The 26864-nt window shown below is 48.2% G+C and carries 20 protein-coding genes; 12 read left to right on the top strand and 8 right to left on the bottom strand.

Translation table 11 applies throughout. The features are described from left to right. Positions 1-216 precede the first annotated feature (216 nt). The 3 genes from RAC89_RS25795 to RAC89_RS25785 all read left to right on the top strand — a co-directional run bounded on the left by RAC89_RS25795 (position 217) and on the right by RAC89_RS25785 (position 3358). Entirely contained in the window at positions 217-2403 is a 2187-nt protein-coding gene (locus RAC89_RS25795) for an alpha-galactosidase (protein ID WP_306616607.1), read from the top strand. 161 nt (positions 2404-2564) lie between these two features. Next, a complete protein-coding gene (locus RAC89_RS25790; protein WP_306616606.1) occupies positions 2565-3113 on the top strand; it encodes a GNAT family N-acetyltransferase in 549 nt (182 codons plus the stop codon). Positions 3114-3226: 113 nt separating this feature from the next. Further along, on the top strand, positions 3227-3358 hold the full coding sequence (locus tag RAC89_RS25785; protein ID WP_306616605.1) for a hypothetical protein: 132 nt from the start codon (positions 3227-3229) through the stop codon (positions 3356-3358). 91 nt (positions 3359-3449) lie between these two features. On the opposite strand, the gene RAC89_RS25780 is transcribed toward RAC89_RS25785, so the two are convergent. The 7 genes from RAC89_RS25780 to RAC89_RS25750 all read right to left on the bottom strand — a co-directional run bounded on the left by RAC89_RS25780 (position 3450) and on the right by RAC89_RS25750 (position 12761). Continuing rightward, the gene (locus tag RAC89_RS25780; RefSeq protein ID WP_306616604.1) at positions 3450-3830 is read right to left on the bottom strand and encodes a helix-turn-helix transcriptional regulator; all 381 of its coding nucleotides are present in this window, start codon (positions 3828-3830) and stop codon (positions 3450-3452) included. Between the two features lie 235 nt (positions 3831-4065). Then, positions 4066-5061 (bottom strand): zinc-dependent alcohol dehydrogenase, encoded by a 996-nt coding sequence (locus RAC89_RS25775; RefSeq protein WP_306616603.1) that lies wholly within the window; start codon positions 5059-5061, stop codon positions 4066-4068. A 396-nt stretch (positions 5062-5457) separates the two neighbouring features. Next, the gene (locus tag RAC89_RS25770; RefSeq protein ID WP_306616602.1) at positions 5458-7692 is read right to left on the bottom strand and encodes a helix-turn-helix transcriptional regulator; all 2235 of its coding nucleotides are present in this window, start codon (positions 7690-7692) and stop codon (positions 5458-5460) included. 91 nt (positions 7693-7783) lie between these two features. Then, entirely contained in the window at positions 7784-8623 is an 840-nt protein-coding gene (locus tag RAC89_RS25765; protein WP_373430109.1) for a carbohydrate ABC transporter permease, read from the bottom strand. 35 nt (positions 8624-8658) lie between these two features. Continuing rightward, complete coding sequence (locus RAC89_RS25760; RefSeq protein WP_373430108.1) at positions 8659-9609, bottom strand: ABC transporter permease; 951 nt, start codon at positions 9607-9609, stop codon at positions 8659-8661. Next, on the bottom strand, positions 9599-11203 hold the full coding sequence (locus RAC89_RS25755; protein ID WP_306616598.1) for an extracellular solute-binding protein: 1605 nt from the start codon (positions 11201-11203) through the stop codon (positions 9599-9601). The genes RAC89_RS25760 and RAC89_RS25755 overlap by 11 nt, the downstream gene beginning before the upstream one ends. A gap of 346 nt (positions 11204-11549) precedes the next feature. Next, positions 11550-12761: an MFS transporter gene (locus tag RAC89_RS25750; RefSeq protein ID WP_306616597.1), complete on the bottom strand. Its 1212-nt coding sequence runs from the start codon at positions 12759-12761 to the stop codon at positions 11550-11552. A 192-nt stretch (positions 12762-12953) separates the two neighbouring features. Between RAC89_RS25750 and RAC89_RS25745 the strand changes: the two genes are divergently transcribed. From RAC89_RS25745 to RAC89_RS25705, 9 genes are all read left to right on the top strand, one after another. Further along, positions 12954-13412, top strand: coding sequence for a PCYCGC motif-containing (lipo)protein (locus RAC89_RS25745; RefSeq protein ID WP_306616596.1), 459 nt, complete (start codon positions 12954-12956; stop codon positions 13410-13412). 574 nt (positions 13413-13986) lie between these two features. Continuing rightward, complete coding sequence (locus RAC89_RS25740; RefSeq protein ID WP_306616594.1) at positions 13987-15327, top strand: spore germination protein; 1341 nt, start codon at positions 13987-13989, stop codon at positions 15325-15327. Between the two features lie 21 nt (positions 15328-15348). After that, a complete protein-coding gene (locus tag RAC89_RS25735; RefSeq protein ID WP_306616593.1) occupies positions 15349-16443 on the top strand; it encodes a GerAB/ArcD/ProY family transporter in 1095 nt (364 codons plus the stop codon). Then, a complete protein-coding gene (locus tag RAC89_RS25730) occupies positions 16424-17530 on the top strand; it encodes a Ger(x)C family spore germination protein (RefSeq protein WP_306616592.1) in 1107 nt (368 codons plus the stop codon). Before RAC89_RS25735 ends, RAC89_RS25730 begins: the two co-directional genes overlap by 20 nt. 422 nt (positions 17531-17952) lie before the next feature. Next, the gene (gene ahpC, locus RAC89_RS25725) at positions 17953-18516 is read left to right on the top strand and encodes an alkyl hydroperoxide reductase subunit C (RefSeq protein ID WP_284645794.1); all 564 of its coding nucleotides are present in this window, start codon (positions 17953-17955) and stop codon (positions 18514-18516) included. Positions 18517-18527: 11 nt separating this feature from the next. Continuing rightward, positions 18528-20057, top strand: coding sequence for an alkyl hydroperoxide reductase subunit F (ahpF, locus tag RAC89_RS25720; protein ID WP_306616591.1), 1530 nt, complete (start codon positions 18528-18530; stop codon positions 20055-20057). Positions 20058-20180: 123 nt separating this feature from the next. Continuing rightward, the gene (locus RAC89_RS25715) at positions 20181-21086 is read left to right on the top strand and encodes an NAD(P)-dependent oxidoreductase (RefSeq protein ID WP_306616590.1); all 906 of its coding nucleotides are present in this window, start codon (positions 20181-20183) and stop codon (positions 21084-21086) included. 26 nt (positions 21087-21112) lie between these two features. Next, a complete protein-coding gene (locus RAC89_RS25710) occupies positions 21113-22369 on the top strand; it encodes an FAD-binding protein (protein ID WP_306616589.1) in 1257 nt (418 codons plus the stop codon). A gap of 682 nt (positions 22370-23051) precedes the next feature. Beyond that, complete coding sequence (locus RAC89_RS25705; protein ID WP_306616588.1) at positions 23052-25385, top strand: S-layer homology domain-containing protein; 2334 nt, start codon at positions 23052-23054, stop codon at positions 25383-25385. A 131-nt stretch (positions 25386-25516) separates the two neighbouring features. Here RAC89_RS25705 and RAC89_RS25700 read toward each other — a convergent pair whose 3' ends face one another. Continuing rightward, positions 25517-26713, bottom strand: a complete 1197-nt coding sequence (locus tag RAC89_RS25700; RefSeq protein WP_306616587.1) for an MFS transporter — start codon at positions 26711-26713, stop codon at positions 25517-25519. Positions 26714-26864: the final 151 nt, after the last annotated feature.

The raw sequence follows: 26864 nt of genomic DNA, 5'->3' as shown, positions 1-26864 counted from the left end.
GCTAAAACAGTATACATAAGAAATATTATAGGACGCAATAAAATGCGATATCATATTCCCAGAAAATTCATCGGGCACAGAACGACTATTTACTTTTCACTTGACTTGTAGTCACTACATTTCTCCATGCGGTTCCTGCATCCTTCCATAGGTATCGAGGAGCCGCTAAGGTAAGATACACATAGATCTTATCTTTTTTAGAGGTGAAAGCTTACTATGTCCATTCTATATGATCAAGAGCAGCAATTATTTCATTTGCGGGCGGGAGATATGAGCTATGTATTGCACGTGCTTCCGTCCGGCCATTTAGGTCACGTATATTGGGGACCGAAGCTGCGTTCCTTGAAGGCGGCCCATGCGGTGCACGCTAGAGAGCGGGCATTCTCGCCGGTTTATAATCCTAAGAATCAAAACTTGTCCCTAGACACGATTCCTTTGGAATATCCGGGGTACGGGAACTCCGATTATCGCCAGCCGGCATATCAGGTGCAGCTGGAGAACGGTACGACGATTACTGATCTTCAGTATGTGTCGCACACGATTGAAAGCGGCAAGAAGGCGCTGCCCGGACTACCCTCTACCTATGTGGAAAGAGAGGAAGAAGCGGATACGCTGGACATTGTGCTCGAGGACAAGCTGTCCGGCCTGCAAGTGATTCTCTCGTACACGGCGTATTCGAAGCGAAATGTGGTGACTCGGAGCGCGAAGCTGTCTAATCAAGGTGCTGAACCGCTTCGTCTTCAGCGCGCGCTTAGCATGAGTGTCGATTTTCCGCATGACCAATATGATTTGCTGCACTTGTCCGGGGCATGGGCTAGAGAACGGTACATGGAAACCCGTCCGCTGCGTTCGGGGACGCAATCGATTGAGAGTCGTCGAGGAGCAAGCAGCCATCAACAAAATCCGTTTATCGCCCTGCTAGGGAAGGGAGTCACGGAGGAAACCGGTGATGTATACGGCTTCAGTCTTGTATACAGCGGAAACTTCCTTGCATCCGTTGAGGTGGACCAGTTCCATACCACTCGCGTATCGATGGGAATCAACCCGTTTGATTTCAGCTGGCTGCTAAAGGCAGGAGAGTCCTTTCAAACGCCCGAGGTTGTCATGGTATATTCCCAAACCGGACTGACTGGGATGTCGCACACGTACCATGACCTGTACCGTACCCGGCTGTGCCGCGGCAAGTATCGCGATTCTTCTCGACCAGTTCTGATTAATAACTGGGAAGCGACGTATTTCGATTTCAATGCGGATAAAATCGAAGCGATCGCTGCAGCAGGCAGTGAGCTGGGAATCGAGCTGTTCGTGCTGGATGACGGCTGGTTCGGCCGAAGGGACAACGATCGCTCTTCACTGGGCGATTGGGTAGTGGACCGGAAAAAACTCCCGAACGGTCTGGAGGATCTGGTAGAGCGGGTTAGGAAACAGGGGATGCAGTTCGGTCTGTGGTTCGAACCGGAGATGATTTCTCCGGACAGCGAGTTGTACCGCAAGCATCCGGATTGGTGCCTGCATGTGCCGAACCGTCCCCGCAGCGAGGGGCGCAATCAACTGATTCTCGACCTATCCCGCGCGGATGTCTGTGATTATATTGTTGCGTCGGTATCGAGGATTTTATCCGGAGCGCCGATCAGCTATGTGAAATGGGACATGAACCGTCACATGACGGAGATCGGTTCGGCACTGCTTCCTGCGGAACGTCAAAGAGAGACGGCCCACAGGTACATGCTGGGACTTTACGATGTAATGGAACGGGTAACGTCGTCCTTTCCGGATGTACTGTTCGAAAGCTGCTCGGGCGGCGGCGGCCGTTTCGACCCAGGCATTCTCCATTATATGCCGCAAACCTGGACCAGCGATAACACGGATGCGGTGACACGCTTGAAGATACAATACGGCACCAGCCTCGTGTATCCGATTAGCAGCATGGGAGCTCACGTCTCTGCTGTTCCCAATCATCAGGTGCATCGAGTCACTTCCTTAAAAATGCGCGGCGATGTAGCAATGAGCGGGAACTTCGGATACGAGCTGGATGTAAGCACCTTTACACCGGAGGAAAGGGAGCTCGCCAAGCGGCAGGTGGCTCTTTATAAAGAGCTTCGTGAGTTCGTACAGTATGGCAAATTTTATCGCTTGTTGAGCCCCTTCGAGCAAAACGATGCCGCCTGGATGTTTGTTTCCGAGGACGGTCAAGATGTGCTCGCTTGCAGCTTCCGGGTGCTTGCGGAGCCGAATGAGCCGTTAAGCCGATTAAAGCTGAAGGGCCTTGATCCGCAACGGGATTACCGGGATACGGAAACGGGAGAGATCTATGGCGGGGACGAGCTGATGTACGCGGGGATAAGCCTGCCGAGGCAGCATGGCGATTTTGACAGCAAGCTGTTCCGCTTTAAAGCAATCTAAGCCTTCAGAGGAAACATCCGCCTGAACGAGCATGAGAGTGTTCGCAGGGGGATGTTTCTTTTAATACTGTATTCGGTGTATGATAAAGAAGGTCAGCAACATGATGGGATATCAACGGCCTATCAATAAAGCCTGATTATCTAAATCGAAGGAGTCCGTTCATGAAGCTTGTCACTATGAATCACTGGGATCCGGAACGCTGGATGCAAGCGGAGCCGATCTACCGGGAAGCTTTTCCCACGGGAAGAAAAGGTGATCTTATCATACGGCGGCTGCTTGAACAGCATGCTGGTTACCTTCATCTTGCCGTGGAGAAGAACGAGGTTCAGGCGATGGCAATATCCGCGCCCATCAAAGAGGTTGATGCATTGCTGATTGACTATCTTGCCGTACGGCATGAGCTGAGGGGACAAGGGATCGGGCAGCGATTTCTAGAACTGCTTAAAGCATGGACCGTGCAGCAGGGAATGAAGGGAATGCTCTTGGAAATCGAGTCGGACGAGGGAGAAACGAATCCTGCCCGTCGCCGCTTCTGGGAACAGGCCGGGTTCACGTTAACCGAGTATGTCCACGAATACATCTGGGTTCCGGAGCCATATCAAGCGATGTATCTTCATCTGCGGGAAGGGAGCAAAATGCCTGAAGAAGGTGAGGAGCTGTTCCGGCATATCACCCATTTTCATAAAAAGGCTTGGGGGCTGGCCAAATAGCGGCATCCTGGGCTTTTTTCTTGTTACGCTGACAAAAGTGTGATTTATTACCAGTAACGCAAGGCTTATATAGCACATTCATGGGCACAGCCAATACGGAAATTCAATCCGCTATGGATGGAAAGAAAAGTATAGAGGATGCTCTCCATGCAATGCAGCAAAAAGGGGAAGAAGCATTGACCGCTGCTTTACAGCAGCAGAAGGATATGGAAGAGAAAGAAAAAGGAGCAGGAGCTCCTAAATAATGTGCGTAAGCCAGATCGGTGTAAGTCTCCGATCTGGTTTTTTTATTGAAGCAATATATGCTTCAATAAATGGGGCTGGCTATGTTGCCGCTTAGGAGTAGTTATCCTGCAGGGCTTTTTGTAGAAGTCCGATGCACCGCTCAAGCTCGACTTTCATCAGCTTCTTATAAGCTTGGGCCTGCCGGCGCCCTTCATCGGTAAATCGGTAGTAAATGACCTTTTGGAATCCGTCTTTGTCCTTCGAACGGAGCTCCTCGGTTCGGGTCACCCATCCAGACGCGTACATTTCATGCAGGATTTTGTAGATATCGGAGTGGGAGGGACGATAACCGTGCTTGGACAGCTCAGCCTCGAAGGTATCCTGGAACTGTAAGCCATACAGATCATCACGTTCGATGAGAGTAAAAAGATACATTTTCAGAAACGCCTTTTGCTTGACTAAGAAATTGGTGGGCTTACTAGATGCATCCATGTAGAAGCTCCTTTACATTGTTGTTTATAATAAACTATGTTGAAAATTCACAACAGGGAATAGCTCTATTGCGTTCTTCCCGAATGTATGCTGATCCCGTAGAAAATTGTTCTTACATACTCCATTTGTTTCAAAGGTGGACTGAACAGAGTCTAGTTTATTTATATCAACGTTTCTGCAGGGGGTCAAGCCGAAACAAAAACAGCCCTCCGGAGAAAACTCCGTCAGGCTGAGTTTAATATTGAAGTAAGGTTCCGATGGTGTTGCCATCCTTACTGTAACCGGCATAGGCTTCTTGTGCCTGTTCCAGCGGATAAGTTCCAGTAAGAAGCGGAGCCGCTTGAATGCGTCGGTCTGCAAGCAGCCGGATATACTCGGCAATATTCCGTCCTTCCGTCCATCTCACATAACCGATCGGGTAATCCTGATTGTTGCGCTCATAGGACTCATCATATCTTCCCGGTCCGCCGGCACGCGAGATCAGCACCTGAGCCTCCTTCTGAAACATCAAGCTGCGTGAGAATTCGGCCGTAATATCGCCTACAATGACAACCTTGCCGCGATCACGCAGCCAATGCATGGCGTCGTTGATCAGCGTTTGGCCGCTGCCGCTGGCGCATAACATCACACAGTCGACGCCTACCCCGCGGCTCTGTTCGGCAATCTGCTTCTCTAACGCCTCGCGCTTGCAATATGCATGGCGGACACCGCAGTTCTGAAGAAGCGACGCGCGATGGGGATTGAGATCGTAACCGTACGTGACCATCGAACCGGCATTCGCTATTTGGGCAATCAAATTGCCTAAGATACCAAGCCCTACTACGACGACGGATTCCCCGAAACGAAGGTCGGCGATCCGGTGTGCATGGACGGCTATGGCTCCCAGGCCCGCTAACGCCGCTTCCTGAGGTCGAACATGCTCCGGAACCACCGCCGCCAAATTCGCCGGCACCGACATTAGCTCCGCATGATGAACATAAGGAGCGCCATAGCATGCTACTCGCTGACCGGGCCGCAAGCCCTGCACTTCGTCGCCGACCTCCTGCACAATGCCAACGGCGCTGTAGCCAAGGTAGACAGGTCTCTCTTTAGAGGCTTTGGCCATGGAGAGCTCCGTCCCAGGGCTTAACGCCGAAAATTCTGTACGAACGATCACATGCCCCGGCAGGAGAGCAGGGGGCTCTTTGTCCAGGACGAGTATATGTCCATGCTGTGCAGCTACTGTCTTCATGATGAAGTCCTTTCTTTATAACATCAGAATTTATAAGTTTTGAGCGGAGCTCAATGATTCTGATGTTTCAAGAAAAGCTACCTTGTTGACACGAATGCACTACTTTGAAAGGGCTTCGATAGGAGCTTTTCTTATAACATCAGAATTTATAAGTTTTGAGCGGAGCTCAATGATTCTGATGTTTCAAGAAAAGCTACCTATTTGACACGAATGCACTGCTTTGAAAGGGCTTCGATAGGAGCTTTTCTTATAACATCAGAATTTATAAGTTTTGAGCGGAGCTCAATGATTCTGATGTTTCAAGAAAAGCTACCTTGTTGACACGAATGCACTACTTTGAAAGGGCTTCGATAGGAGCTTTTCTTATAACATCAGATTTAATCGATAGAAGTTTTTTTACATCGCCGGATTTTTACGATATTCGCTTGGCGACACCCCGTAATATTTTTTGAAGGTGCTTGTGAAGGTAGTCGCATTTAGATATCCGGTCCGTTCTCCGATCTCCGTAATGGAAAGATCGGTTTTTCTTAAATATTCGGACGCGTTGGACAAGCGTACTTTATTCAAGTACTCAACAAAATTAACTCCAAAATGCTTCTTGAAATAGTTGGAGAAATACTTCGGACTCGTCTCCAGCAGCTCCGCCATATGTTCCAAATGGAGATTATCCATGTAATGCTTGTCAATGTATTCGGCAATCGCCGCACGATTCAGCTTATTGGTCTGAGTCTCCTCATGCTGCGAAGCAATGGTGCGGGCCGAGGCAACAAGAAGCTCTCGGACCGTCTTGAAGTCAACGGACAGCTCCAGCTTTCTCCTGAACGTGGCTTCCAGCTCCTGCTGCTGCGCAGGGAGGCGAGTAGATGAAGGAAAATGCTTCATCATGCCGTAGAAGATGCTTTCGGCAATCGATAACAGCTGATGATACTGGATATCCAGCTTCAGGTTGGCGTCCAGCATCTCCGATACGAGCCGCTCCGCTTCGGATTTATTTCCTGTCATGATGGAATAGGAAAGTCTTTCGATTTCTTGAGGGGCTAAGTGAACTCTGAATGACGGACGTATCGATTGAATGTCAAACAAGGGACCCTCATCCGTCAGATTCCGCTCGGAATAGCAGCGAACAATATCCTTGTAGGCAAGACGACAATTGCTGATCTTTGAAATATAAACCCGGCTGGCGGCTGCAATGATGCCAAAATTCTGAAACGACTTGTTCTGCAGACTCACAAGGAAGCTGCGGACCCGGTTCATCGCGTTTTCTTTATGAGATGCCTGGCGCAGGCTGATGAGCCCGATGAAGGTAAGGCCTGCTTCATGAAACAGGACGACATGCTCCAGCCGCTGGCTTAAGCCCGTTTGCAAACAATCGAGAAGCTCCTCCGGGGATACATGGGAATGCTTCACTTGATCCTCTTTGGGTCGAAAAGTGACCGACAGCATAATGAACTGTCCCAAGGGAAGAAGCTCCCCAAAGTAGGATCGGCCTTGAAGCTCAAATTCCAGCGAATCCGAGTGATCGTCCAGCGCCCTCAGAAAGTAGTTCCTGCGCATGTCCTCATGGACTGATGCGAGCCGACGCTGCGCCTCGTCATTTGCTTCCTGTAACCTGAGAATCTCCCGTTTGATGTTGGGATAGTCGGGGCCCGTGCCCAGCCGCCCCCCGAACAGCTTGAGGATATTTTGCACCGGCTTATATAAGAAATGGCTTAGTAAAAGTGAGAGGGCGATCGCACTTAGGATCGACACCAGCATAATGGATTGATTGGTCGTAGAGACGGCTTCCAGATTGGCGAATTCTCTTGGCGACTTATTGATATAAGTAAAGCCGTTATACTCGGATTTAAACACGTAGTATTCATAATCCTTACGTTGTACCGTGGATTCCTGGGCTGCGTCGATTCTCAGGTCGCTCAGAAGTCCAACCATATTCCAATCATCCTCTGTGTTGAGAATCATGGTCTGATTCTCATCGAGAAGGAACAGGGAGGTCCCCTGCATCATAGAAATTTGGTTTACCTCACTAAGCAGCTTCTGCAGATCGATGAACACCATAATGTTCAGCTCGGAGATCTGATTGTTGCCGAGTACCGTGAGAAGCTTCCTTCCCGGCGCCTCCGCGCCCGCCGTTTTTCTGCCGAAATATTGTGTGGGCATCATCTTGAGCGGGTGCTCGGAGGAAGCAAGGGAGTACCAGTACTCAGCATTATAAATCGGATGAATGTACTTGATTGCAAACAGCTCAGGTAAATGAATGGTGCCGGTGGATGTGATCGCCAAAGAAGAGTTTTTGTGAAAAACAACCACATCCTCAATGTAGTTGACGGAGGAGATTAAAGTGCCGATATTTTTCTGCATCATATAGGCGTCATGCATATCAATCGACCCGCTATCAATCTCATCCCACGCATTGTAAGGCAGCATTTGTACGGAATAAATGATATCATTTATTTTTTTGAAGCTGTTATCGAACGAGCGAATCACGTTATTGACCACAAGCCTGTTATTCTCGCTCACTTGCTTATAAATGCTCTGAATCGAGTTTTTATAAACAATATAATTCGATAGAAACATGATGACGACAACAAGAAGCAGCGCACAAAAGATTCGCAGCATTCCTTTACTGGCCATGATTCTGAGCATTGGCATGCGAGTCTTCACCACCACGTCCTGGAATAGTTCATCGGTCTAATACTTATGTGTAATTCGACCAACTGCTGAATTATCCCTTCTCAGAACCGAGCATAATTCCTTTGGCAAAATATTTTTGCGCAAACGGATAAACGATAAGCACCGGAATCATAGATAAAAATATTGTTGCATTCTTCATAGCCTGTGGCGTAAGCGCCGCGTGCTCCGCAATCCCCGTTTCCTTGGCGCTATCGAAGATGAGCATATCCCGAAGCACGACCTGCAGCGGATACAAATCGGAATCGTTCAAATAAATCATAGGGAGGAAGAAGCTGTTCCAATGCCCCATGAAGTAGAACAGACCGATGGATGCCAGCGCCGGTTTGGATAACGGAATAATGATGCTGAACAAAATCCGGTATTCCGAGGCTCCGTCCATAACAGCCGACTCGCGAAGCGATGCGGACATCGATTCATAGAAGCTCTTGAGAATGAGAAGCTCGATGGTCCATATCGCATTGGGCAATACAAGCGCCCACATCGTATCAATCAGCTGGAGCTTTTGGACGATCAGATACGTAGGAATAATCCCGCCGTTCAGAAACATGGTCAGCACAATCGCAATCATGAAGTATTTCCGCCCGAAAAAGCCGGGCCTCGACAACGGATAAGCTGCAACAGCCGTCATCAGCAGGTTAATCGCCGTTCCCACGCCGGTATAGAGCACTGTGTTCAGATAAGCTCTTGGAATTCTAGGATCCTGCAGAATCTGAATGTAGGCGTCAATGTTGAAGCCCTTAGGCCATAGAAACACTTGATTCTGGACAATGCTGGCCGTGTCGCTAAACGAGATGGCTATGATATACAGAACGGGGTAAACCGTCGCAATCGCCACAAGACCTAAAAGAAAGACCAGGAGGGCATCGAACATCGTGAACCCTGTGCCGGAAGAACTTCTGCGACTTATTACCATAGTCCTTTCCCTCCCGCCTTCTTGCTAATCAGATTCGAAATCAGCAGCATGACCAGAGCGATCAGAGCTTCGAACATCCCGACCGCAGAAGCGTAGCTGTAGTTGGTTTCGAGCAGACCTTTACGATAAACGTAAGTGGAGAACACATCCGCGACCTCATAAGTCATCGGATTATAAAGGAGAAGCACCTTCTCGTAACCGATTCGGAACATAGCACCCGCCTTAATGATAAACATGATGAGGACCGTCGGCATAATGCTTGGGAGGGTGATGTATCTCATCATTTGCGTACGTGTCGCCCCGTCTACCTTGGCCGCTTCGTATAGAGTAGGGTCGATGCCTGCGATAGCCGCCAGATAGATGATCGCTTCATAGCCCATATGCTGCCAAATTTCGGTAGATACGTACACCGTACGGAACCATTCCGGCGCAGCAAGAAAATAGATACCGTCGAAGCCCATCAGCTTTAATACCTGGTTAATCAATCCATGGGTTGGCGAGAGAAAATCAATAATCATGCTGCTGACGATAACCACAGACAAGAAAGCCGGCAAATAGCTGAAGGTTTGGACCGTTTTCTTGAAGGCCATATGCCGAACCTCATTAAGAAGCACGGCAAAGAGAATCGGGAAAGGAAATGCCCATAGCAATGTAAATACTCCGAGCAGAAACGTATTTTTGAATAATAACCAGAAATCAGGACTATCGAAGAATCGCTGAAAGTGCCGCAGCCCAACCCATTCGCTGTCAAGAATGCCTTGATACACATTGTAATCCTTGAAGGCAATGATCATCCCGTATAGCGGGCCGTAACGAAAGATAATAAAGAACAATATACAAGGTAGGAATAAAAGAAGCAGCTGCCGATCCCGTTTCATATGCCGCCATGTCGATGAGAGCCCTCTGGTAGGAAGCGTCGGAGCGCCCCCTTGCTTACTTGGCATCATCGTAACGTTTTTGTGCTGCGTTATAGGCGTCGATAAACTTTGCTGCGCCTAGCTTATCCGCGCTTTGCAGCCATTCCTTCCATTGAGCGTCGCCGAATTCCTTCTTCATAATATATTTCGTTGCGAATTCGTTGGCGGCTTTTTCCAGAGATACTTTCATCTCAGCGAGTGTTTTGGTCTCATCGTCACTAAACTTCAGAACCGGGTCGGCAGGCTCGAACTTGTTGTCCTTCATGATCTTATCCTGAGCTTCCTTCTCTTTCTCCGTGAAGTTGTAATACACGCTGCGCTTGTCCGGACGCAGATACATTCCCTCAATCCACATGCCGTACTTTTTCTCCAGAGATTTAATATCAATCAGCGGGAGGTCCTTCAGCTCCGGATAAACAGGCTTTCCGTTTTCCATTTTGAAGGTTTCGCCTTCAATCCCCATGGTAATAAGAGAGGAGCCGGATGGACTTGTTAAGTAATCAAGCAGCTTGAGAGCAATTTCTTTGTTTTTGTTATTGGAAACGACGATACCCCAGTTATCGATTTTCGGCAGACTGCGGATTTTGCCGGTCGGGCCTACAGGATTGCCGTAACGGAGGTTGTATTCCGGATTTTGTGCTTTTACTTGATTGGCGAAGGAGTCGAGACGGCCGATCCAGTCAAAGGTAACGAACGATTTGTTGCTGGAGGTCATCTTGGCTGTCCACGAAGCATCGGTGTCCGTTACGAACTCAGGGTCCATCAGTCCTTCGTTGTACAGCTTTTTCATGAAGTCGAGCATGTCTTTGAACTCAGGCTGCGTATAAGCAAGCTCCCAGTTTTTCGATTTTTCATCGTAGGCTGCAGGGAAGCTAGTTCCACCGAGTCCCCAACCATAGGACCAATCGCGGAAAATCGTTTCTTTCGTCTTGGATGCGTAAGGATAGGACTGAGGATAAGCTTCTTTCAGCTTTTTGAGCGCGTTGTAGAATTCCTCGGTGTTCGTCCATTCTTTGATTCCATGCTTATCGAAAATATCCTTACGGTACAAGAAGCCATGGTTGACATCACGCTGTAGGCCGTAGATCGGCCAGGAGTACATATTGTTTTTGTCGTCCGACCAGGACTTCATGACCCAGTTGTTTTCTTTATTGTCGACGTACAGCTTCTTAAAGTTAGGCAGTTCATTCAAATAAGGGTTGATTGGAGCTAAGGCGCCTTGAGCCCCCATCTTGTTCAACTCCGCGACCGTTTGACCGTGGAAAATATCGGGGAGCTTGCCGGAAGCAACGACGACTTTCAGCTTATCCTTATAGGTCTGAGAGGAGTAGGCCTGAATATCGAGTTTAATGCCTGTACGCTTCTCAATCTCCTTCACTACCATAGAATCATTCAGGTTCGGGGTATCGCTGACCAGCATCCAAGTAAGCGTTGTAGGCTTATCAACGATAGGAAGCTTCAGACCTCCGGTATCCCCATAATTTGCAGCAGGCGATGCCGGGGCAGGAGAAGGACTGGTTCCTCCGGCAGGTTCCTTCGCTGTGTTGCCGCCGCTGCAGCCTGCAGCTACTGCAGCAGCAAGTGAAGCCGTCATGATGGAGTTGACCCATTTACGTTTCATTTGTATACCTCCTTAGATTGTTGGAGCGAAGAAGCTGATCGTATGTCGTACTCCCGGGGAGGTAGACTGTATCGTCAGCACCTTGATTCGAATATAGTGGGTACCTTTCCCAACGTAAAGAAAGCGTTTTATATTTGCTTCGTATTTTCGCTTTATAGCATATCTGACATGGTCGAAACCCTTGATATATCTAGGTTTTGGATGATGTAGAAAATGCTAAGGCGGTAGAAAATAATGAGATGCGCAGGTTCGAGTAATTACATGAACGGCAAAAAAGAAGCGAAACGATTCCTCCACATGATAGGCCGGTAACGGGGAGGAACGTTTCGCAGTTACAATAAGGAGCTTATGAAGAAATCTCCTTAACACGAGCTTTGTAAAATGAGAATTGCGGGAGCTTCATCAGCATCGCCACTACGAAGAGCATTATTCCATTAATCAGGAAAATGTATGGAATGGGAAGCAAGCTGCCAAGGATGCCTCCAAGGAGGGGCCCGATGACGAGACCCAGCTGATTAGCAGTCTGATTCAAGCTAAAAGCGCGGCCTCTGAACTCAGGTTGTGTATTCTCGACAATGGATGCGTTTAAAGCCGGAAATACCGCTGCAAAAAATAGCCCATAGACGAACCTCAACACCCCGAAGCCTACCAAGTGAGTGAATGCGATCTGCAGGACATTACCCGCGGCTCCGCCGAGAAGTCCGACAAACAGTACTTTCCCGTTACCGAGTCGTGAGCCGAGCTTTCCCCAGACCGGTGCGGCAATTAATGTGGCTATTCCCACTGCGGAGAAAATGATGCCTGAATGCAAGGATGCGGATGATTCACTTGAGCCCAGCTGAATCACATAGATCGTCAGCAGAGGCTCGACAATCATGATGGAGGTGGAAGTAATAAAAATCAAGAGCAAAATCATCATTAAATTTCGATTCGCGGCAGCTTCCTTAAGATCACTCCAGACCGAAGATCGCTTCTTCTCCGATTTAACAAAATGAGGCTCCTTCACCCAAAGGAATGCGATGACGAACGCTGCCAGAACCATCACGCCCGCCACAAAGAAGGTTTCACGAGGTCCAGCCCAATGGCTGACGACGCCACCGAGTAAGGGTCCGATCACGGAAGCGGAGGCACCTGCTGTGGAGATGATCCCTAATGCATAACCGACGTGCTTCTCCGGTGTTTGGGTGGCTACCAAGGCGATTGCCGACGGAATATATCCCGCGAGCAGACCCTCCAGGATTCTTGCAAATAACATCTCATAGGGGGTCTGGACGAGAAAGTACAGAAAATAGGCGAGGGATAAGCATAGACCCGCCCTGAGCATCATGAGCTTTCGCCCGTATTTATCCGCCAAGGAGCCCCAGAAGGGAGCGATAAATGAGCTGGCGAGGAACGTAACGGCGAAGATGATCCCCGTCCAAATTTCCAGATGCTCTGTAATATGAAGATCGTTTTGCAGAAATATCGGCAGGAAGGGAAATGAAATGGAGTAAGCCATACTGACCAGAAAAGAACCGAGCCACAACATCGCCAGATTACGCTTCCAAGAATAACTCATGGGGATCTACATCCTTTTTCGTAACTTGAGATACCCCAACAGTTTAGCACAGAATGACCTTAGGATGGTTTTTCTTTTTCTTGTGCAATTCGTGAACATTTCGCATTTTCTATGATTTCGCCGGACGACCTGTGATATAGTAGTGCCATTCCAATGCTGAGGTGAGCTTTGTTGAAAACTTCCTTCAAATTAATGGCGATCGGATTATCCTTAGCGACACTGGTCGCATGCGGCAGTAAGGAATCGGCTAAGCTAGAACACGACAGTCACGCCAATCATGATATCCAGGAAAAAACAGCCTCGATACAGGCACTTCCGACGTTTTTAGACAAGCAGCCGGACCAAGTCCGTTTAGCTTATCAAATCGCGGGTTTAAGCACAGATCTGCTTCAATGGATTCCATGCTACTGCGGCTGCGGCGAAAGTGCGGGACATAAAAGCAACATGAACTGCTTCGTTCAACAAATCAACCCGGACGGGTCCGTCGTATGGGATGATCATGGAACCCGCTGCGGCGTCTGTCTCAATATTGCGGTGGAATCGGCACGCATGCTGAAGGACGGCAAATCGGCTAAAGAAATCCGGGATATGATTGATCTAAACTACAAGACAGGCTATGCCAAGCCGACCCCAACTCCCAAGCCCGTTTAAGAAGCGTTTCCTATCGGGATATCATGTATGGGCTGTCCCATAAGTCCGTGAAAATATGACCATCTTATCGGTGGTCGTGGGAAAATACCTTCAGCCTAAGCTCAAACACTTGGTTGCCGTCAATAGATTAGATGTTATCCCTTTTGGGGTACGTAAATAAGAAAAGATCGCTCAATTTTGGTAAAATGGAAGTAACACCTACCATAACCAATAAGGAGCGATCTCTGTATGAATTGTACCTTGGAACAAGAATCGAGGATTCCGGAGGTTTCTTCTTAGAGGTCTCCCTAAAGTCAACATCGAGGTAGGTCTGCTTAGTCTTGCCCATAATTTACTCAAGAAAGCGGCAGTGGGAGCCAAAGGAGCTCCAAATTCGGCGGGATAGGCTTCCGCCTTCCACTATTTCAAGCGAAATTTAGTTCCACATAAAGAAACGGGGTGTTCCCTGAAGTAGAATTTCTACTTATGGGACACCCCCTTTTTTCTTTTATAATTCAATTGGGCTGACTTATTGTGGAATAATCACGGCCGGAAGGGGGAAAATATTCAAAAATGAGGAATGTGAGTCGTTGAAATGGATGAAAATGCAAAGAGATTACAGGACTATCTTCTTCAGCAGCTATCGTCTTCCGATGATTTCGTTGATCAGAAGCTCGAATTTCAAGGGAATTGTGTTTGGTTATATTATGTGAAAAGCGTTTCCGACGAGAAAAAGCTTCATGATCAGTATATTATCCCATTTTTTACCCAGTTTCCGTCTCTCCACGATTACAGCCAATATGTCAAAGCGCTGACCACTTTAAAAAAGCTGCCGGACCCGCCGTCGATTGTGCAAGCCATGCTACGCGGCACCGCCGTACTGGTAGTGAATCAAGAAGTCATCCTCATTGATGCCGCCAAAAATGAAAATACGAGCTTCGGCGAAGCAACCGTAGAGAATACAGTGCAAGGCCCGAAGCACGCCTTCAGCGAGGATCTGAGCATTAATGTGAATTTACTGCGTTTCCGGTACAATCAACCTTCTTTGGTAACGGAGAATATGGAGGTAGGTACCCTATCGCGAACACCTATATGTATTGCATATGACGAAAAGCTTGTAAATAAAGAGGTACTGAAAGAAGTAAAGAAGCGGTTGGACCGAGTTCAAAGTGTCGTCATCCAAGCGGCCGCGCAGCTTCAGCTGCATTTAAACAATACGAAACGCTCCATCCTTCCGACGATGATGGTTACGGAAAGACCGGATCGGGTTGTCTTTAATTTAGCGCAGGGAAAGGTAGCCGTGCTGATTCAAGGCACTCCCTTTTGCATTGTGGTGCCTGTTGTTTTTTATGATTTTATGGCAGGGATTGACAATTTCTATCAGCATTATTGGGTTACCCGCTTCCTGGTGTTTTTGCGGTACCTTGGTCTCCTGGCTAGCTTAACGCTCGCTTCCTTCTATGTGGCGTTTACTTCCTATAACCCGGAACTTCTGCGTGTTCAGCTTGCTTTATCCATAGCGGGGAGTCGGGCCCCGGTGCCATACCCGTCTTATATAGAAGTATTGTTTATGCTGCTTATGATGGAGCTTCTGACGGAAGCAAGTATTCGGCTGCCCAAAACGATCGGGCCGACGGCTACAACCGTAGGCGGTCTGATCTTGGGGCAGGCTGCAACGCAAGCAGGGCTGGTCAGCAACATCATGATCATTATCGTTGCTGCCGTTGCCATCACCAACTTTGTCATTCCGATTACCGAGATGCATTTCAGTATCCGTGTCTTCCGATACATAATCTTATTTATGACTGCGTTATTCGGGCTGCCGGGTCTAGTCTTAAGCTTCCTGGGAGTGATCATCTACATGGCGGATCAAGAGAGCTTCGGACAGCCCTACTTGAAAATTTTCTTAAGGAGCGCCAAAGAAAAGACCAATTGATTTGCGAGAGGGGGCGCGCCGTTGAATCGGTACTTTTATTATCTTGTTCTGCTGAATATGCTGACTAACGTAATCAGCTATGTACCGCAAACCCTGATCGAGTACCGATTCAGCGGTACGTTATCCTCCATGCTGATTTCCGTTCCTATCGGAACCCTGCTGATGTATACGTTAATGAAATCGTTAGCGCACCTCCCTCAACAGGATTTGCCTCAAATATTAGAGCAAATGATGGGAAAAAAGGTGGCAGCACTCATTAAGGTCTACTGTCTCCTGCTATGGTTTTTTGCAGGGGTTATCACGATCTATGCCATTGCGGATATTACGATCCGCTATGTCAACCCCGATAATCCCATCTGGCAGATTATCCTGCTTTTTGTAATTGTCGGCTGGTACATTGCCACCCGTAAATCACGAAACGTTCTGTATACCGTTGAAATCGTTTTGTTTCTCTATGTACCATTGATCACATTAATTTTCGCCAAATCTTTTATTAATAGAGCCTTCCTGTATGACTCGGTGATCGCCACAACCGGTCATATCTTTACTCCACCCGGGTTGGAGACCTTGTCCGCAGCCACTTATATTTTCAGCGGCTACCTCAATATGGTGTTCTTTAACAAGGTGTTTCAAAAGCCGGTGGAAACCAAGCGGATCTGGATGTTTGGTCTTTTGGGATTAGGTATCCTCCTTACATCATTCTACATACCCATTGGGTTTCATGGGGCAGACGGTGTGGGGGATTACACATATCCCTGGGTTAGCACAGCAGATTCCATGCGCATTGAATTAGGCATCGTCGAACGCGTCATGTACATATTTATCGTCCTTTATACCGGGATCTCCGCCATTAGCATTGGGGTGCATTGGCACGCGGCTAACCAATTGTTGACTTCAATGGTCAAAGCGGAAAGTACACGGGGGACCATAATCCGATTTTTAGTATTTGCTGTTTTGGGAGCTGCCGTCATCTTCATTGGGGTAATGCTGGATGAGAAAAGCATTTTTAAATTGGGCCGGGTGTGGCTTATTGTTCGTTTGGCCAGTGAAGTTGTCCTAGTGGCTTTTATCTACTTTGCTGCAAGAAGGAGACGTCATGAAGCGGATAGCATGTAAACTTGCCCTATGCCTCATCTTGTGCGGCGGTCTGACGGGGTGCGGCTTCAAGGACATCGATAAACGTTTTTTTGCGGTCTCCATGGCTATTGATGAGCCCGTGAACAAGGAACGCAAATACATGGTTACGATCCGTCTTGCTATTCCAAGCCCCGAAGAGAAATTTGGCGCTAATAATTCGATTCTGGTAACAGAGGAGAACGATTCAATTGCTGAAGCGCTGCGTATTGTCAAGTCCAAAATCGATAAGGAATTGGATCTCGGCCATATGAAGGCGATTATCATTGGCGAGGGTATTGCCAAAAAAGGTGAAATGCAGGAAATTTGCGACTGGTTCTTCCGGCGAAGAGACGTTCAGCAAATTGCCTGGATGGGGATCGGAAGGCCCAGAGCTATCGATGTGATTAAATTGGAGCCGAATACCGAGAGGCTGCCTTCCAATATGCTGTTTATGTTCTTCGGAGAGACAGGAACGGAAACGGGGTATGTCGTCTCCGAGTATATGTTTGACTTCCGGAGAAGGCTAACCGAGCGTGGAATCGACCCTATACTGCCGGTGCTTGAGCCGCGTGGAGGCAACCAGTTAACGATCAATCGTGTTTCGCTGCTGGATAAAAAGAAACAAAAGCTTGTTCTTACACCGCGTGAAACGAAAATATTCAATACGTTTTACCAGGGGACCGGGAAATACGACATCAGAGTCAACCAAGGCAATGATTTCTTTGTCATTGCAGCAGAGAATGTAAGGAGCCTTTTCACGATCGTTCCTCAGGCTGACGGCAAACTGAAAATCAAAGTACGGTTAAAGATAAGCGGGATTATTGAGGAAACATCGAAAACCCATTTCCGAGGCGATGAGTTACATGATCTGGAAAAGCTGGCGGAACAGACCGTACAGGAGAGGGTTCAGTTATTTCTCAAGAAGCTGCAGCAATCTAAAGTTGACCCCATTGGATTCGGATTGCGGTATAGGGCGCAGAACTGGGATCGGCAAAAGGCTTGGGACGAATGGCAGGAGCTTTACCCATCGGCTGAATTCGAGGTCATCCCCCATGTGAATATTACCAGTACGGGGGTCATTAGCTAGTCACCTTGTCCGTTGGTCAATTCACTCCTGAGTGTGCATCCATAAAATTATATTTCTGGATTTCAATGGTTATATTAATCCGGTATTCGAAATGTAAGCAATGGAGGTTAGGCCTGCATATGAAAGTGGTCAGGGAGTTTGTTGATTATTTACCCAAACAACCTCTCAAATGTAAAAATTGCTTGTGGGGATCCTGGAATGGCTACAAGCAATTTTGTTCAAAAATTAGCTGTATTAAAGGTAATTAGGAATGTTGACTAAGCATTAATCCGTCACGACGACATCTTCATGAAACCTTCATGATATCTTCATCAAGGTTTCATGCTGTCTTCATCGTTCCTTCATGAATTTATTCCCAAAACGTGTTATTATATATTTATGGTTAAACTATTTACAAAACTATATCTAGGAGGAAATGGAATATGTCTCTTATTGGAACAGAAGTAAAACCTTTTAAAGCACAAGCGTATCACAATGGTAAATTCGTTGAGGTTACGGAAGCGGATTTCAAAGGGAAGTGGAGCGTTGTATGCTTCTACCCTGCAGACTTCACTTTCGTTTGCCCGACCGAGCTGGAGGATCTTCAAAACCAGTACGAAACGCTGAAAGGACTTGGTGTTGAGGTGTACTCCGTTTCCACGGACACTCACTTTACACATAAAGCATGGCATGACACCTCCGAAACGATCGGCAAAATCACTTACGTGATGATCGGCGATCCATCCCACACGATCTCCCGTAACTTCGATGTGCTGATCGAGTCCGACGGTCTTGCTGATCGCGGCACCTTCATCATCGATCCGGACGGTGTCATCCAAACCGTTGAAATTAACGCAGGCGGCATCGGCCGCGATGCAAGCACTCTTGTTACCAAGATCAAGGCAGCTCAGTATGTTCGTAACAACCCAGGCGAAGTGTGCCCTGCTAAATGGCAGGAAGGCGCTGCAACACTCAAGCCAAGCCTTGATCTCGTAGGCAAAATTTAAGGGGCACCGACATGATACTGGACGCGGATATTAAGGCACAATTAAATCAATACCTTCAGCTTATGGAAGGGGACGTGCTACTTAAGGTTAGCGCAGCGTCCGATGCGGTATCTGTTGACATGCTGGCTTTGGTGGATGAACTGGCCGGCATGTCTCCCCGAATTACGGTAGAGAAGGCTTCCTTACCGAGAACTCCTAGCTTTAGTGTGAATCGTCCCCAGGAAGATACCGGCGTTACTTTCGCCGGTATTCCTTTAGGGCACGAATTTACTTCTCTTGTGCTAGCACTGCTGCAAGTAAGCGGAAGAGCTCCTAAGGTTGAGCAGAGCGTAATCGAGCAGATCAAGCGCATCAGCGGCGAATATCACTTCGAATCTTACATCAGTCTGAGCTGCCACAACTGTCCTGATGTCGTTCAGGCCCTAAACCTGATGAGCATTCTCAATCCGGGCATTACCCATACCATGATCGATGGCGCGGCGTTTAAAGAAGAAGCCGAAAGTAAAAATGTAATGGCTGTGCCGTCCGTATTCCTGAACGGCGAATTCTTCGGCAGCGGCCGGATGTCACTGGAGGAAATTGTTGCGAAGCTCGGCGATACTCCGGATGCATCCGAATTTGCTGACAAAGAGCCTTACGACGTATTGGTTGTAGGGGGCGGTCCTGCAGGGGCCAGTGCAGCCATTTATGCAGCACGTAAGGGCATTCGCACAGGTATCGTCGCGGAACGCTTCGGCGGTCAGGTAATGGATACGGTAGGTATTGAGAATTTTATTAGCGTCAAATACACTGAAGGTCCTAAGCTCGCAGCAAGCCTCGAAGAACATGTGAAAGAATACGGAATTGATGTGATGAAGCTGCAGCGTGCCAAGCGTCTCGAAAGAAAGGACTTTATCGAGGTAGAGCTTGAGAACGGTGCAGTACTAAAGAGCAAGACCGTTATCCTTTCCACGGGGGCACGCTGGCGCAACGTTGGCGTTCCGGGCGAAGCCGAGTTCAAGAACAAAGGTGTGGCTTATTGCCCCCACTGTGACGGCCCGATATTCGCTGGCAAGCATGTTGCGGTTATTGGCGGCGGTAACTCAGGTATTGAGGCGGCGATTGATCTTGCCGGCATTGTGAGCCATGTTACGGTTCTTGAGTTTATGCCGGAGCTGAAAGCGGATGCTGTGCTTCAGAAGCGTCTTTACAGCTTGCCGAATGTCACGGTTCTCAAGAACGTACAAACGAAAGAAATTACCGGTACGGACAAAGTTAACGGGATTTCTTACATCGAACGCGATACGGGGACCGTTCAGCATATTGAATTGCAGGGTGTCTTTGTACAAATCGGACTTGTACCTAATACGGATTGGTTGGGCGATACGGTGGAACGCACACGAATGGGCGAGATCGTCGTGAATAGTCACGGAGCTACCAGCGTACCCGGCGTGTTTGCCGCGGGAGATTGCACGAACAGCCCTTATAAGCAGATTATTATCTCTATGGGATCGGGCGCAACCGCAGCTTTAGGCGCATTCGATTACTTGATTCGAAATTAATAGAATGTAATGTTAAACGTCCCTTTTTCGGGGCGTTTTTCTGTCTAAGCGCTTGAAGGATTTCCTTGTTTGGAGAGAGAAGATAATATGCAAAGACCATTCAGACGACAGGAGGCTAAATCAATGAAAATCGCATTTATCGGATTGGGAACCATGGGGAAGCCGATGGCCATGAATTTGCATAAAGCGTGTTTTTCCCTGATTGTTTATAATCGTAACCGGAATAGAATGCGGGAATTTGAAACCCTTTCCAATGTAGAATTGGCATCTTCTCCGCAAGAAGCCGCTGCACAAGCGGAGATCGTCATCACCATGCTGACGGATGACCAAGCCGTGGAGGAAGTCTATTTAGGTGAGAAGGGGATTCTCACCGCTTGCAAGGAATCCGAGAAGAGCAAGCCGCGCATAGTGGTGGATTGCAGTACAATCTACCCCGTTACCAGCCAAAGGCTGGCTGAACAGCTTGCCGTCTACGACGTTGAGATGCTGGATGCGCCGGTTACGGGCAGTAAACCCCAGGCTATGGAGGGTGTGCTGACGTTTATTGTAGGCGGAAATCAAGAAGCCTATGAAGCTTGCTCACCGTTGTTTGAAGCGATGGGCAAGAAAGCCGTATACATGGGCCCAAGCGGATCGGGGGCGAATGCCAAGCTGGCCAATAACATGCTTGTTGCTGCGAACTTGACGGCGCTTGCGGAAAGTTTGACTATCGTTCAGAAATCCGGCGGCGATCCGGAGCTGTTCCTCGAGGTGCTCTCCGGCGGAGGCGGACGAAGCGGAATGGCCGAGATGAAGGGCCCCAAAATATTGCAGCGTGACTTCTCCGCACAATTCATGGCTCAGCTGATGTTCAAGGATTTGAAGCTTGCGGGCCGTCTGGCGGAATCGCTGGAGGTACCGGTGCCGATGCAAGCGGCTGTGCAGCAAATTTTTCAAATTGCATGCAACAGCGGTTGGGGGGCGGAGGACATGAGTGCTATTGCGAAATGTTACGAAGCCTGGACAAGCACTACGATTGGCCGAAGTTAATGGAAGAAGAAAGAAGGAGGTAACCGATGGATATGATTAACTGGGCAGGAAACTATAGGTACAGTACGTCGAAGCTGCACGTTCCCGAGCATGTCGAGGAGCTTCAAGAAGTGGTGGCGCGGAGCCGACATATCAAGGTGCTTGGTACACGTCATTCATTTAACGGGATTGCCGACTCAACCGACAGCTTTGTATCTCTTCAGAAGCTGAACCGGGTAATCACGTTGGATCGAGTACATCATAGGGTAACGGTCGAAGCCGGAATCCGGTACGGGGAGCTTTGTCGATATCTTCACGATAACGGTTATGCGCTGCATAATTTGGCCTCGCTACCGCACATTACCGTTGCGGGCGCATGTGCCACCGCGACACATGGTTCCGGTGATCGAAACGGCAATTTAGCTACCGCCGTGCATTCGCTTGAAATGGTCAATGCGGACGGGGAAACCGTCATGTTCTCACGTGATCTAGAAGATAGGGGCATCGCCGGGGCCGTGGTGAATTTGGGGGGATTGGGCGTAGTGACGAAGATGACCTTCGATGTCGTTCCGGCATTTGATATGCTGCAATTCGTCTACGAGAACTTGCCTCTGGCACAGCTGAAAGAGAATTTTGACGAAATTTTCTCCAGCGCTTATAGCGTCAGCTTATTCACGGATTGGAAAAAACCGATATTCAACCAGGTTTGGCAAAAGCGGAGAATGGGCGAGCCCGATTCCGGTACTGCGGAGAAGGATTTTTTCGGGGCGACACTGGCTGCAAACCATAGGCATCCGGTACCGGGCTGTACCGCGGAGAATTGTACCGAACAGCTGGGTATTCCAGGACCATGGCACGAACGAATGCCGCATTTCCGTATGGATTTCACACCAAGCGCCGGAGAAGAGCTGCAAAGCGAATATTTCGTGTCGCGGCAAGATGCATATCAGGCATTATGTGAAATTGACCGTATAAGGGATTCCATATCGCCATTGCTATATGTTTCCGAGGTACGTACGATTGCTCAAGATAACCTATGGATGAGTCCTTGTTACGAACAGGATTCGGTCGGGATCCACTTTACATGGAAACCGAATTGGGAAGCGGTCCGGCAAGTGCTGCCGCTGCTTGAAAACCAGCTGGCCCCCTTCAATGCCCGCCCCCACTGGGGGAAATTGTTTACCATGCCGGCGGAAAGGCTGCAATCGCTATATAGTAAGCTGCCTGAATTTCAACAATTGGTCCGGCAATGCGACCCGCACGGAAAGTTCCGAAACGATTATTTGAGCAAGTATTTGATGTAACTATTGATAACGCAAAAAGCCGGCCGCAATGGCCGGCTTTTGTTATTTTTACACCTCCGATCCCACATAATGTACCCATAGAAGAGTAGAGGTGCAGATGGAATGATAATTGTAACTATATGAAAGTTGTTTCGTACTGCTTGTACAACGAATCCGGGAAGAGGTTGTTTACATGAGGTTTATAGGGAGCTTACCCACACGTATATATCTTATTTACAATAAATTTCAAACCCTGCTTCTTTCTATTTTTGTGTTTGGAATTTTGGATTTATTACTGTATTAGGATGTTCTCATTGCTCTAATCATGCTTCCTGAAATTACACCGATAGTAGTGTCGGTGATATTTATTTACGGACTTTATAGGTGTTTCAAATATAGGAAGAAGGTCCCGAAATGAAGGGTTAATATCTTTATATCGTCACAGGATGCAGTAATGTGATATTATAGTTGTCGAAAAAAGTAGAATGATGTAACATGTAAAATGTATTCAACAAGAAGATTAGGAGGCGAGGTAAACTTACAATGAAAGGTCTATAAAAAGAATTCATCTAATCGTATCTGTATTATTTAGGATTTTCACACGCAATTATTGACCTAAAGTAGATAATAATTTTTGGGGTGTATTTCATTGAGACTACGCAGAAGAGCATCGAAATTGGTTTCAAGCTTGTTAGTTCCAGCTATGGTGGCATCAATGCTGAGTGTTCCGGTGTTTACTTACCTTGACACTAACATCGCATTGGCAGCTGCACCTACAGCAAACTCTATTTACATTGTTGGACCCACCCGATTTTCACCTAACCGAGGGGTTCAGTTAACCGCCAATGGCATGATGACGGATGCTTCAATTACCGATATCAGCACAACTGCTACTTGGCATTCGGACAATGAAGCTATTGCCACCGTGTCTTCGGGCGGTATTGTTACAGGCCTAACGGAAGGTATTGCGAACATTACTGCAGCCCGGGATGGCAAAACATCTGCCTCCTTCCCGGTAACAGTAACATGGGATACTTACAACAGCTTACAGAATACCAAAGAAACACTCCAAATTTCCTTCTCGGCTGGACAAAACAAAGATAATGTCCAGTCAAGCGTTACATTACCCGTTATGCTGAACAGTACCTTTATTACATGGGCTTCATCCGACACGTCAATTATTTCTAACACGGGTGTTGTTAAACGACCTCCTTATGTTGGGGGCGATAAGCAAGTCACATTGACAGCTACACTTTCCGCCGGTGCCGAGGCTCCGGTAACTAAAGAATTTACGGTCAATGTTGTAAAAGCCGAACCAACAGCAGAAGACAAGCTTCGTGAAGCACTGGATGAACTACAGATCCGATTCGAGAATGGGGATACTGCTGAGGGGGTTCGAAGCCGAGGCATCACGTTACCTATTGGCGGCAAATATTCCTCGTCCGTATCTTGGGTGTCCAGCGAGCCGTCTGTTATTTCTCCGCTGGGGTATGTGTACCGAACTATGGATGATCTGGATCATCTGGTTAAATTAACAGCTACCGTACGAGTTGACGGTATCTCCGGTACTCGGGACTACTTTGTGAACGTTAGGTATCTGATTAAGGATAGAACGATTACTTCATTAGCACTTGATAATCATGCTGGTGTGATTGATGAGGTCAATAAGACGATTACTTTCGACATACCTCGGGGTGCATCGGATACCGGGATGACAGTTACATATACTGCCAAGGCGTTTGCTGTTCACGATAATAACATTATTATGACCAGCGGGTCCTATGTTATCTATCCTTTCTTCTTCCCGCAGCACTATGTCTCGGCTATGGATGAAACGCTTACGAATACTCATTATTTGCTGGTTTTTCCGGGGGCATCAACTCCGTCGGGACCATCAAACCCACCGACCAATCCTCCCGGACAAACGACGGGGACGGTAACAGGTCGAGTTTACGGTACGGATCATGGCTGGATCAGCGGAGCATCTGTCAGCATCGGACAGGTCAGCACAACAACAAATGCGCTGGGCGCTTTTGAATTGACCAATGTTGCGGCAGGGGATCAAACGATCATAGCAAGTGCATCGGGCTTTGCCGGCAACAGTAAGAGTGTGACGGTGCCTGCAGGGCAAAGCGTCGATTCGGGGACAATTACACTGGGAAGAGTTAATAGTAACCCTCCTAGCGAACCTGTACCTACCTCCGAGGCGGAAAGCTCGCCATCCGCGGCTCCCGTAGCTACAGGCGGGGAACAGGCTCCTAAGCCGATAAACACTGAACCTGCCAATCCGGAAAGGCCGGGAACTCCGGAGAAATCGAACGAACCCTTCCAGGATCCTAACGATATCTTTAGAAGCCAGGTTGTGCGAACAGATAACAATGTCATCTCCGGTGTGCAATCAAGGGCGGCTGACATCCTCAGCAAAGGCGCTGTTCTTAATAAAATAGAGTATAGTGATGTTGACCGGCACTGGTCGATTCCATCCGTCGAAAAATTAACCAAGCTTGGGGTTATTAATGGGTACCCTAATGGAACGTTTGAACCGGATGTCCCAATTACACGTGCGGAATTTGCAGCCATGATTGCAAGAGGTTTTGTTGATATGGCAGGAAGAGCGGTTACCATCAGGCCGGAGGACTTCTCTGAATTCCATGATATTAACGGCCATTGGTCATCTGAATATTTAATGAAGCTTGTAAGCGTTGGTGTCATGTCCGGTTACGGTGACGGTACGATCCGGCCTGAACAAACGATCTCCCGCCAAGAAATGGCGCTCATGATCACACGTGTATTAAACGCCCTTATACTTAACCGCGATTCCTCGAATGTACAATTTACCGATCTAGACCAAGCTTATGGTGCGGATGCAATCAAAAAGGCAACCGCCCTGGGGATTTTTACCGGAAAGACAAATCAAACGTTTGACCCAAATGGTGGAGCAACACGTGCCGAATCGATCCAAACGATCATCAACACCTATCGTTTAAGCCCGGCTATCAAAGAGGCATTGAACAGCCTGAACGAATCCTTAGAATAGCACTGTTATGTATTCGTGGGGGTGTCTCAAAAGTAGTATTTCTACTTCTGGGACGCTTCCTTTTTTATATAAAAAAAAAGACCATGAGGGGAGCTGTCTCAATTGAACGACTTGAGGCAGCTCCTTTGATTTTAAGTGGAAGCTTTACGATCCGATATATAGCAAGCGATGCCAAGCAGCAAGGCAAGTCCAACCAGCATGGCGCCGACCCAAGGGAGCGAGGTCATCGGCATATGAAGGATGACCATGCCACCGATAAAAGCGCCCGTCGCGTTGCCTAAATTGCCCGCCGAGTGGCTTGTGGTGGATGCCAGCGCTGGCGCTGACCGAGCCAAACTCATAATTCGCACCTGCATCCCCGGGAATACCGCGAAGGAAGCAGCCCCCCAAAGGAAGATCGTAACGATAGCGGCGATCGGATGATGTACGGTAAAGGTAAATATCGTCAGAATGACGCAAATGGTAAAATAAATACCAAGTATGGAAGGCATAAGCTTCCAATCCGCCAGCCTTCCGCCGATGATATTGCCGGCAGTTACTCCGCAGCCGAACAGAATCAGGATCCAGGTGACGCTATGCTCGGCAAACCCTGTAATTTGAACAAGCAATGGCGTAATGTAGGTAAACACCGAAAAAAGACCGGCGTTGCCCAGTACCGCGATGAGCAGGAAAACGAGCAGCTTTCGGTTAAGCAGTGCCGCCAACTGCTGCAATGCGCTTGAGGGCGGATCCTGCTTGAGCCGCGGGATAAAGGCCAGGATGCCAATCAGCGTTACGGCTCCCATTAGGGCAATGGAGCCGAAGGAGGCGCGCCAACCCCAATGCTGACCGATGTAGGTGCCGAGAGGAACGCCGATAATATTCGCGATGGTGAGGCCGGCCATCATCATGGACACGGCGCCGGCCCGTTTCTCGGGAGAGACGAGGCTGGATGCAATGACGGCCCCGACACCGAAGAACGTCCCGTGCGTCAGGGCAGTGATCATCCGGGCGAGTAGTAAGACTGCATAATTCGGGGCGATCACCGATATGACGTTTCCGAGAATGAATAAACCCATAAGCAAACAGAGCAGTTTTTTTTGCGGGATTTTGTGCGTGAGCATGGTCAATAAAGGAGCGCCGACGGCAACAGCCAGCGCATACATCGTGATAAGCTGGCCTGCGGCCGAAATGCTCACGTGCAGATCCTCGGCGACATTGGGCAGCAGGCCCATAATAACAAATTCGGTCATGCCGATCGCAAATGCGCCGGCAGTTAAAGACAATAAAGCGAGGGAAGACGAGCTGCGGGCAGCCTTTTCCCTAATTCCTGGTTGTAGTAATTCCATTGGATGTCTGTTCCTTTCAACGATTTCATGATGCCGGAATGATTCTTTTTCCTACTCGCGTCTGACAGCATGAATCCTATTATTTGTGTTATCGTGAAAATAAGCAACCCTATTACGTTAAAAATTTGTGTCGGTTGCCTTTCTTTACGGT

Origin of the sequence: Paenibacillus sp. GD4 (assembly GCF_030846225.1) — a bacterium.
GTDB lineage: Bacteria > Bacillota > Bacilli > Paenibacillales > NBRC-103111 > Paenibacillus_G > Paenibacillus_G silviterrae.
The sequence above is the reverse complement of the archived record's forward strand: the minus strand, read 5'-3'. Positions and strand labels throughout refer to the sequence as shown.

What these genes read in the sequence shown, in the direction of transcription:
- ahpC (WP_284645794.1), top strand. Translation starts at nt 17,953, where the DNA reads ATGTCTCTTATTGGAACAGAAGTAAAACCTTTTAAAGCACAAGCGTAT.
- RAC89_RS25730 (WP_306616592.1), top strand. Translation starts at nt 16,424, where the DNA reads ATGAAGCGGATAGCATGTAAACTTGCCCTATGCCTCATCTTGTGCGGC.
- RAC89_RS25750 (WP_306616597.1), bottom strand. Translation starts at nt 12,761, where the DNA reads ATGAGTTATTCTTGGAAGCGTAATCTGGCGATGTTGTGGCTCGGTTCT.
- ahpF (WP_306616591.1), top strand. Translation starts at nt 18,528, where the DNA reads ATGATACTGGACGCGGATATTAAGGCACAATTAAATCAATACCTTCAG.
- RAC89_RS25775 (WP_306616603.1), bottom strand. Translation starts at nt 5,061, where the DNA reads ATGAAGACAGTAGCTGCACAGCATGGACATATACTCGTCCTGGACAAA.
- RAC89_RS25710 (WP_306616589.1), top strand. Translation starts at nt 21,113, where the DNA reads ATGGATATGATTAACTGGGCAGGAAACTATAGGTACAGTACGTCGAAG.
- RAC89_RS25790 (WP_306616606.1), top strand. Translation starts at nt 2,565, where the DNA reads ATGAAGCTTGTCACTATGAATCACTGGGATCCGGAACGCTGGATGCAA.
- RAC89_RS25755 (WP_306616598.1), bottom strand. Translation starts at nt 11,203, where the DNA reads ATGAAACGTAAATGGGTCAACTCCATCATGACGGCTTCACTTGCTGCT.
- RAC89_RS25780 (WP_306616604.1), bottom strand. Translation starts at nt 3,830, where the DNA reads ATGGATGCATCTAGTAAGCCCACCAATTTCTTAGTCAAGCAAAAGGCG.
- RAC89_RS25765 (WP_373430109.1), bottom strand. Translation starts at nt 8,623, where the DNA reads ATGTTCGATGCCCTCCTGGTCTTTCTTTTAGGTCTTGTGGCGATTGCG.
- RAC89_RS25785 (WP_306616605.1), top strand. Translation starts at nt 3,227, where the DNA reads ATGGATGGAAAGAAAAGTATAGAGGATGCTCTCCATGCAATGCAGCAA.
- RAC89_RS25715 (WP_306616590.1), top strand. Translation starts at nt 20,181, where the DNA reads ATGAAAATCGCATTTATCGGATTGGGAACCATGGGGAAGCCGATGGCC.
- RAC89_RS25700 (WP_306616587.1), bottom strand. Translation starts at nt 26,713, where the DNA reads ATGGAATTACTACAACCAGGAATTAGGGAAAAGGCTGCCCGCAGCTCG.
- RAC89_RS25795 (WP_306616607.1), top strand. Translation starts at nt 217, where the DNA reads ATGTCCATTCTATATGATCAAGAGCAGCAATTATTTCATTTGCGGGCG.
- RAC89_RS25770 (WP_306616602.1), bottom strand. Translation starts at nt 7,692, where the DNA reads ATGGCCAGTAAAGGAATGCTGCGAATCTTTTGTGCGCTGCTTCTTGTT.
- RAC89_RS25740 (WP_306616594.1), top strand. Translation starts at nt 13,987, where the DNA reads ATGGATGAAAATGCAAAGAGATTACAGGACTATCTTCTTCAGCAGCTA.
- RAC89_RS25760 (WP_373430108.1), bottom strand. Translation starts at nt 9,609, where the DNA reads ATGCCAAGTAAGCAAGGGGGCGCTCCGACGCTTCCTACCAGAGGGCTC.
- RAC89_RS25705 (WP_306616588.1), top strand. Translation starts at nt 23,052, where the DNA reads ATGGTGGCATCAATGCTGAGTGTTCCGGTGTTTACTTACCTTGACACT.
- RAC89_RS25745 (WP_306616596.1), top strand. Translation starts at nt 12,954, where the DNA reads ATGGCGATCGGATTATCCTTAGCGACACTGGTCGCATGCGGCAGTAAG.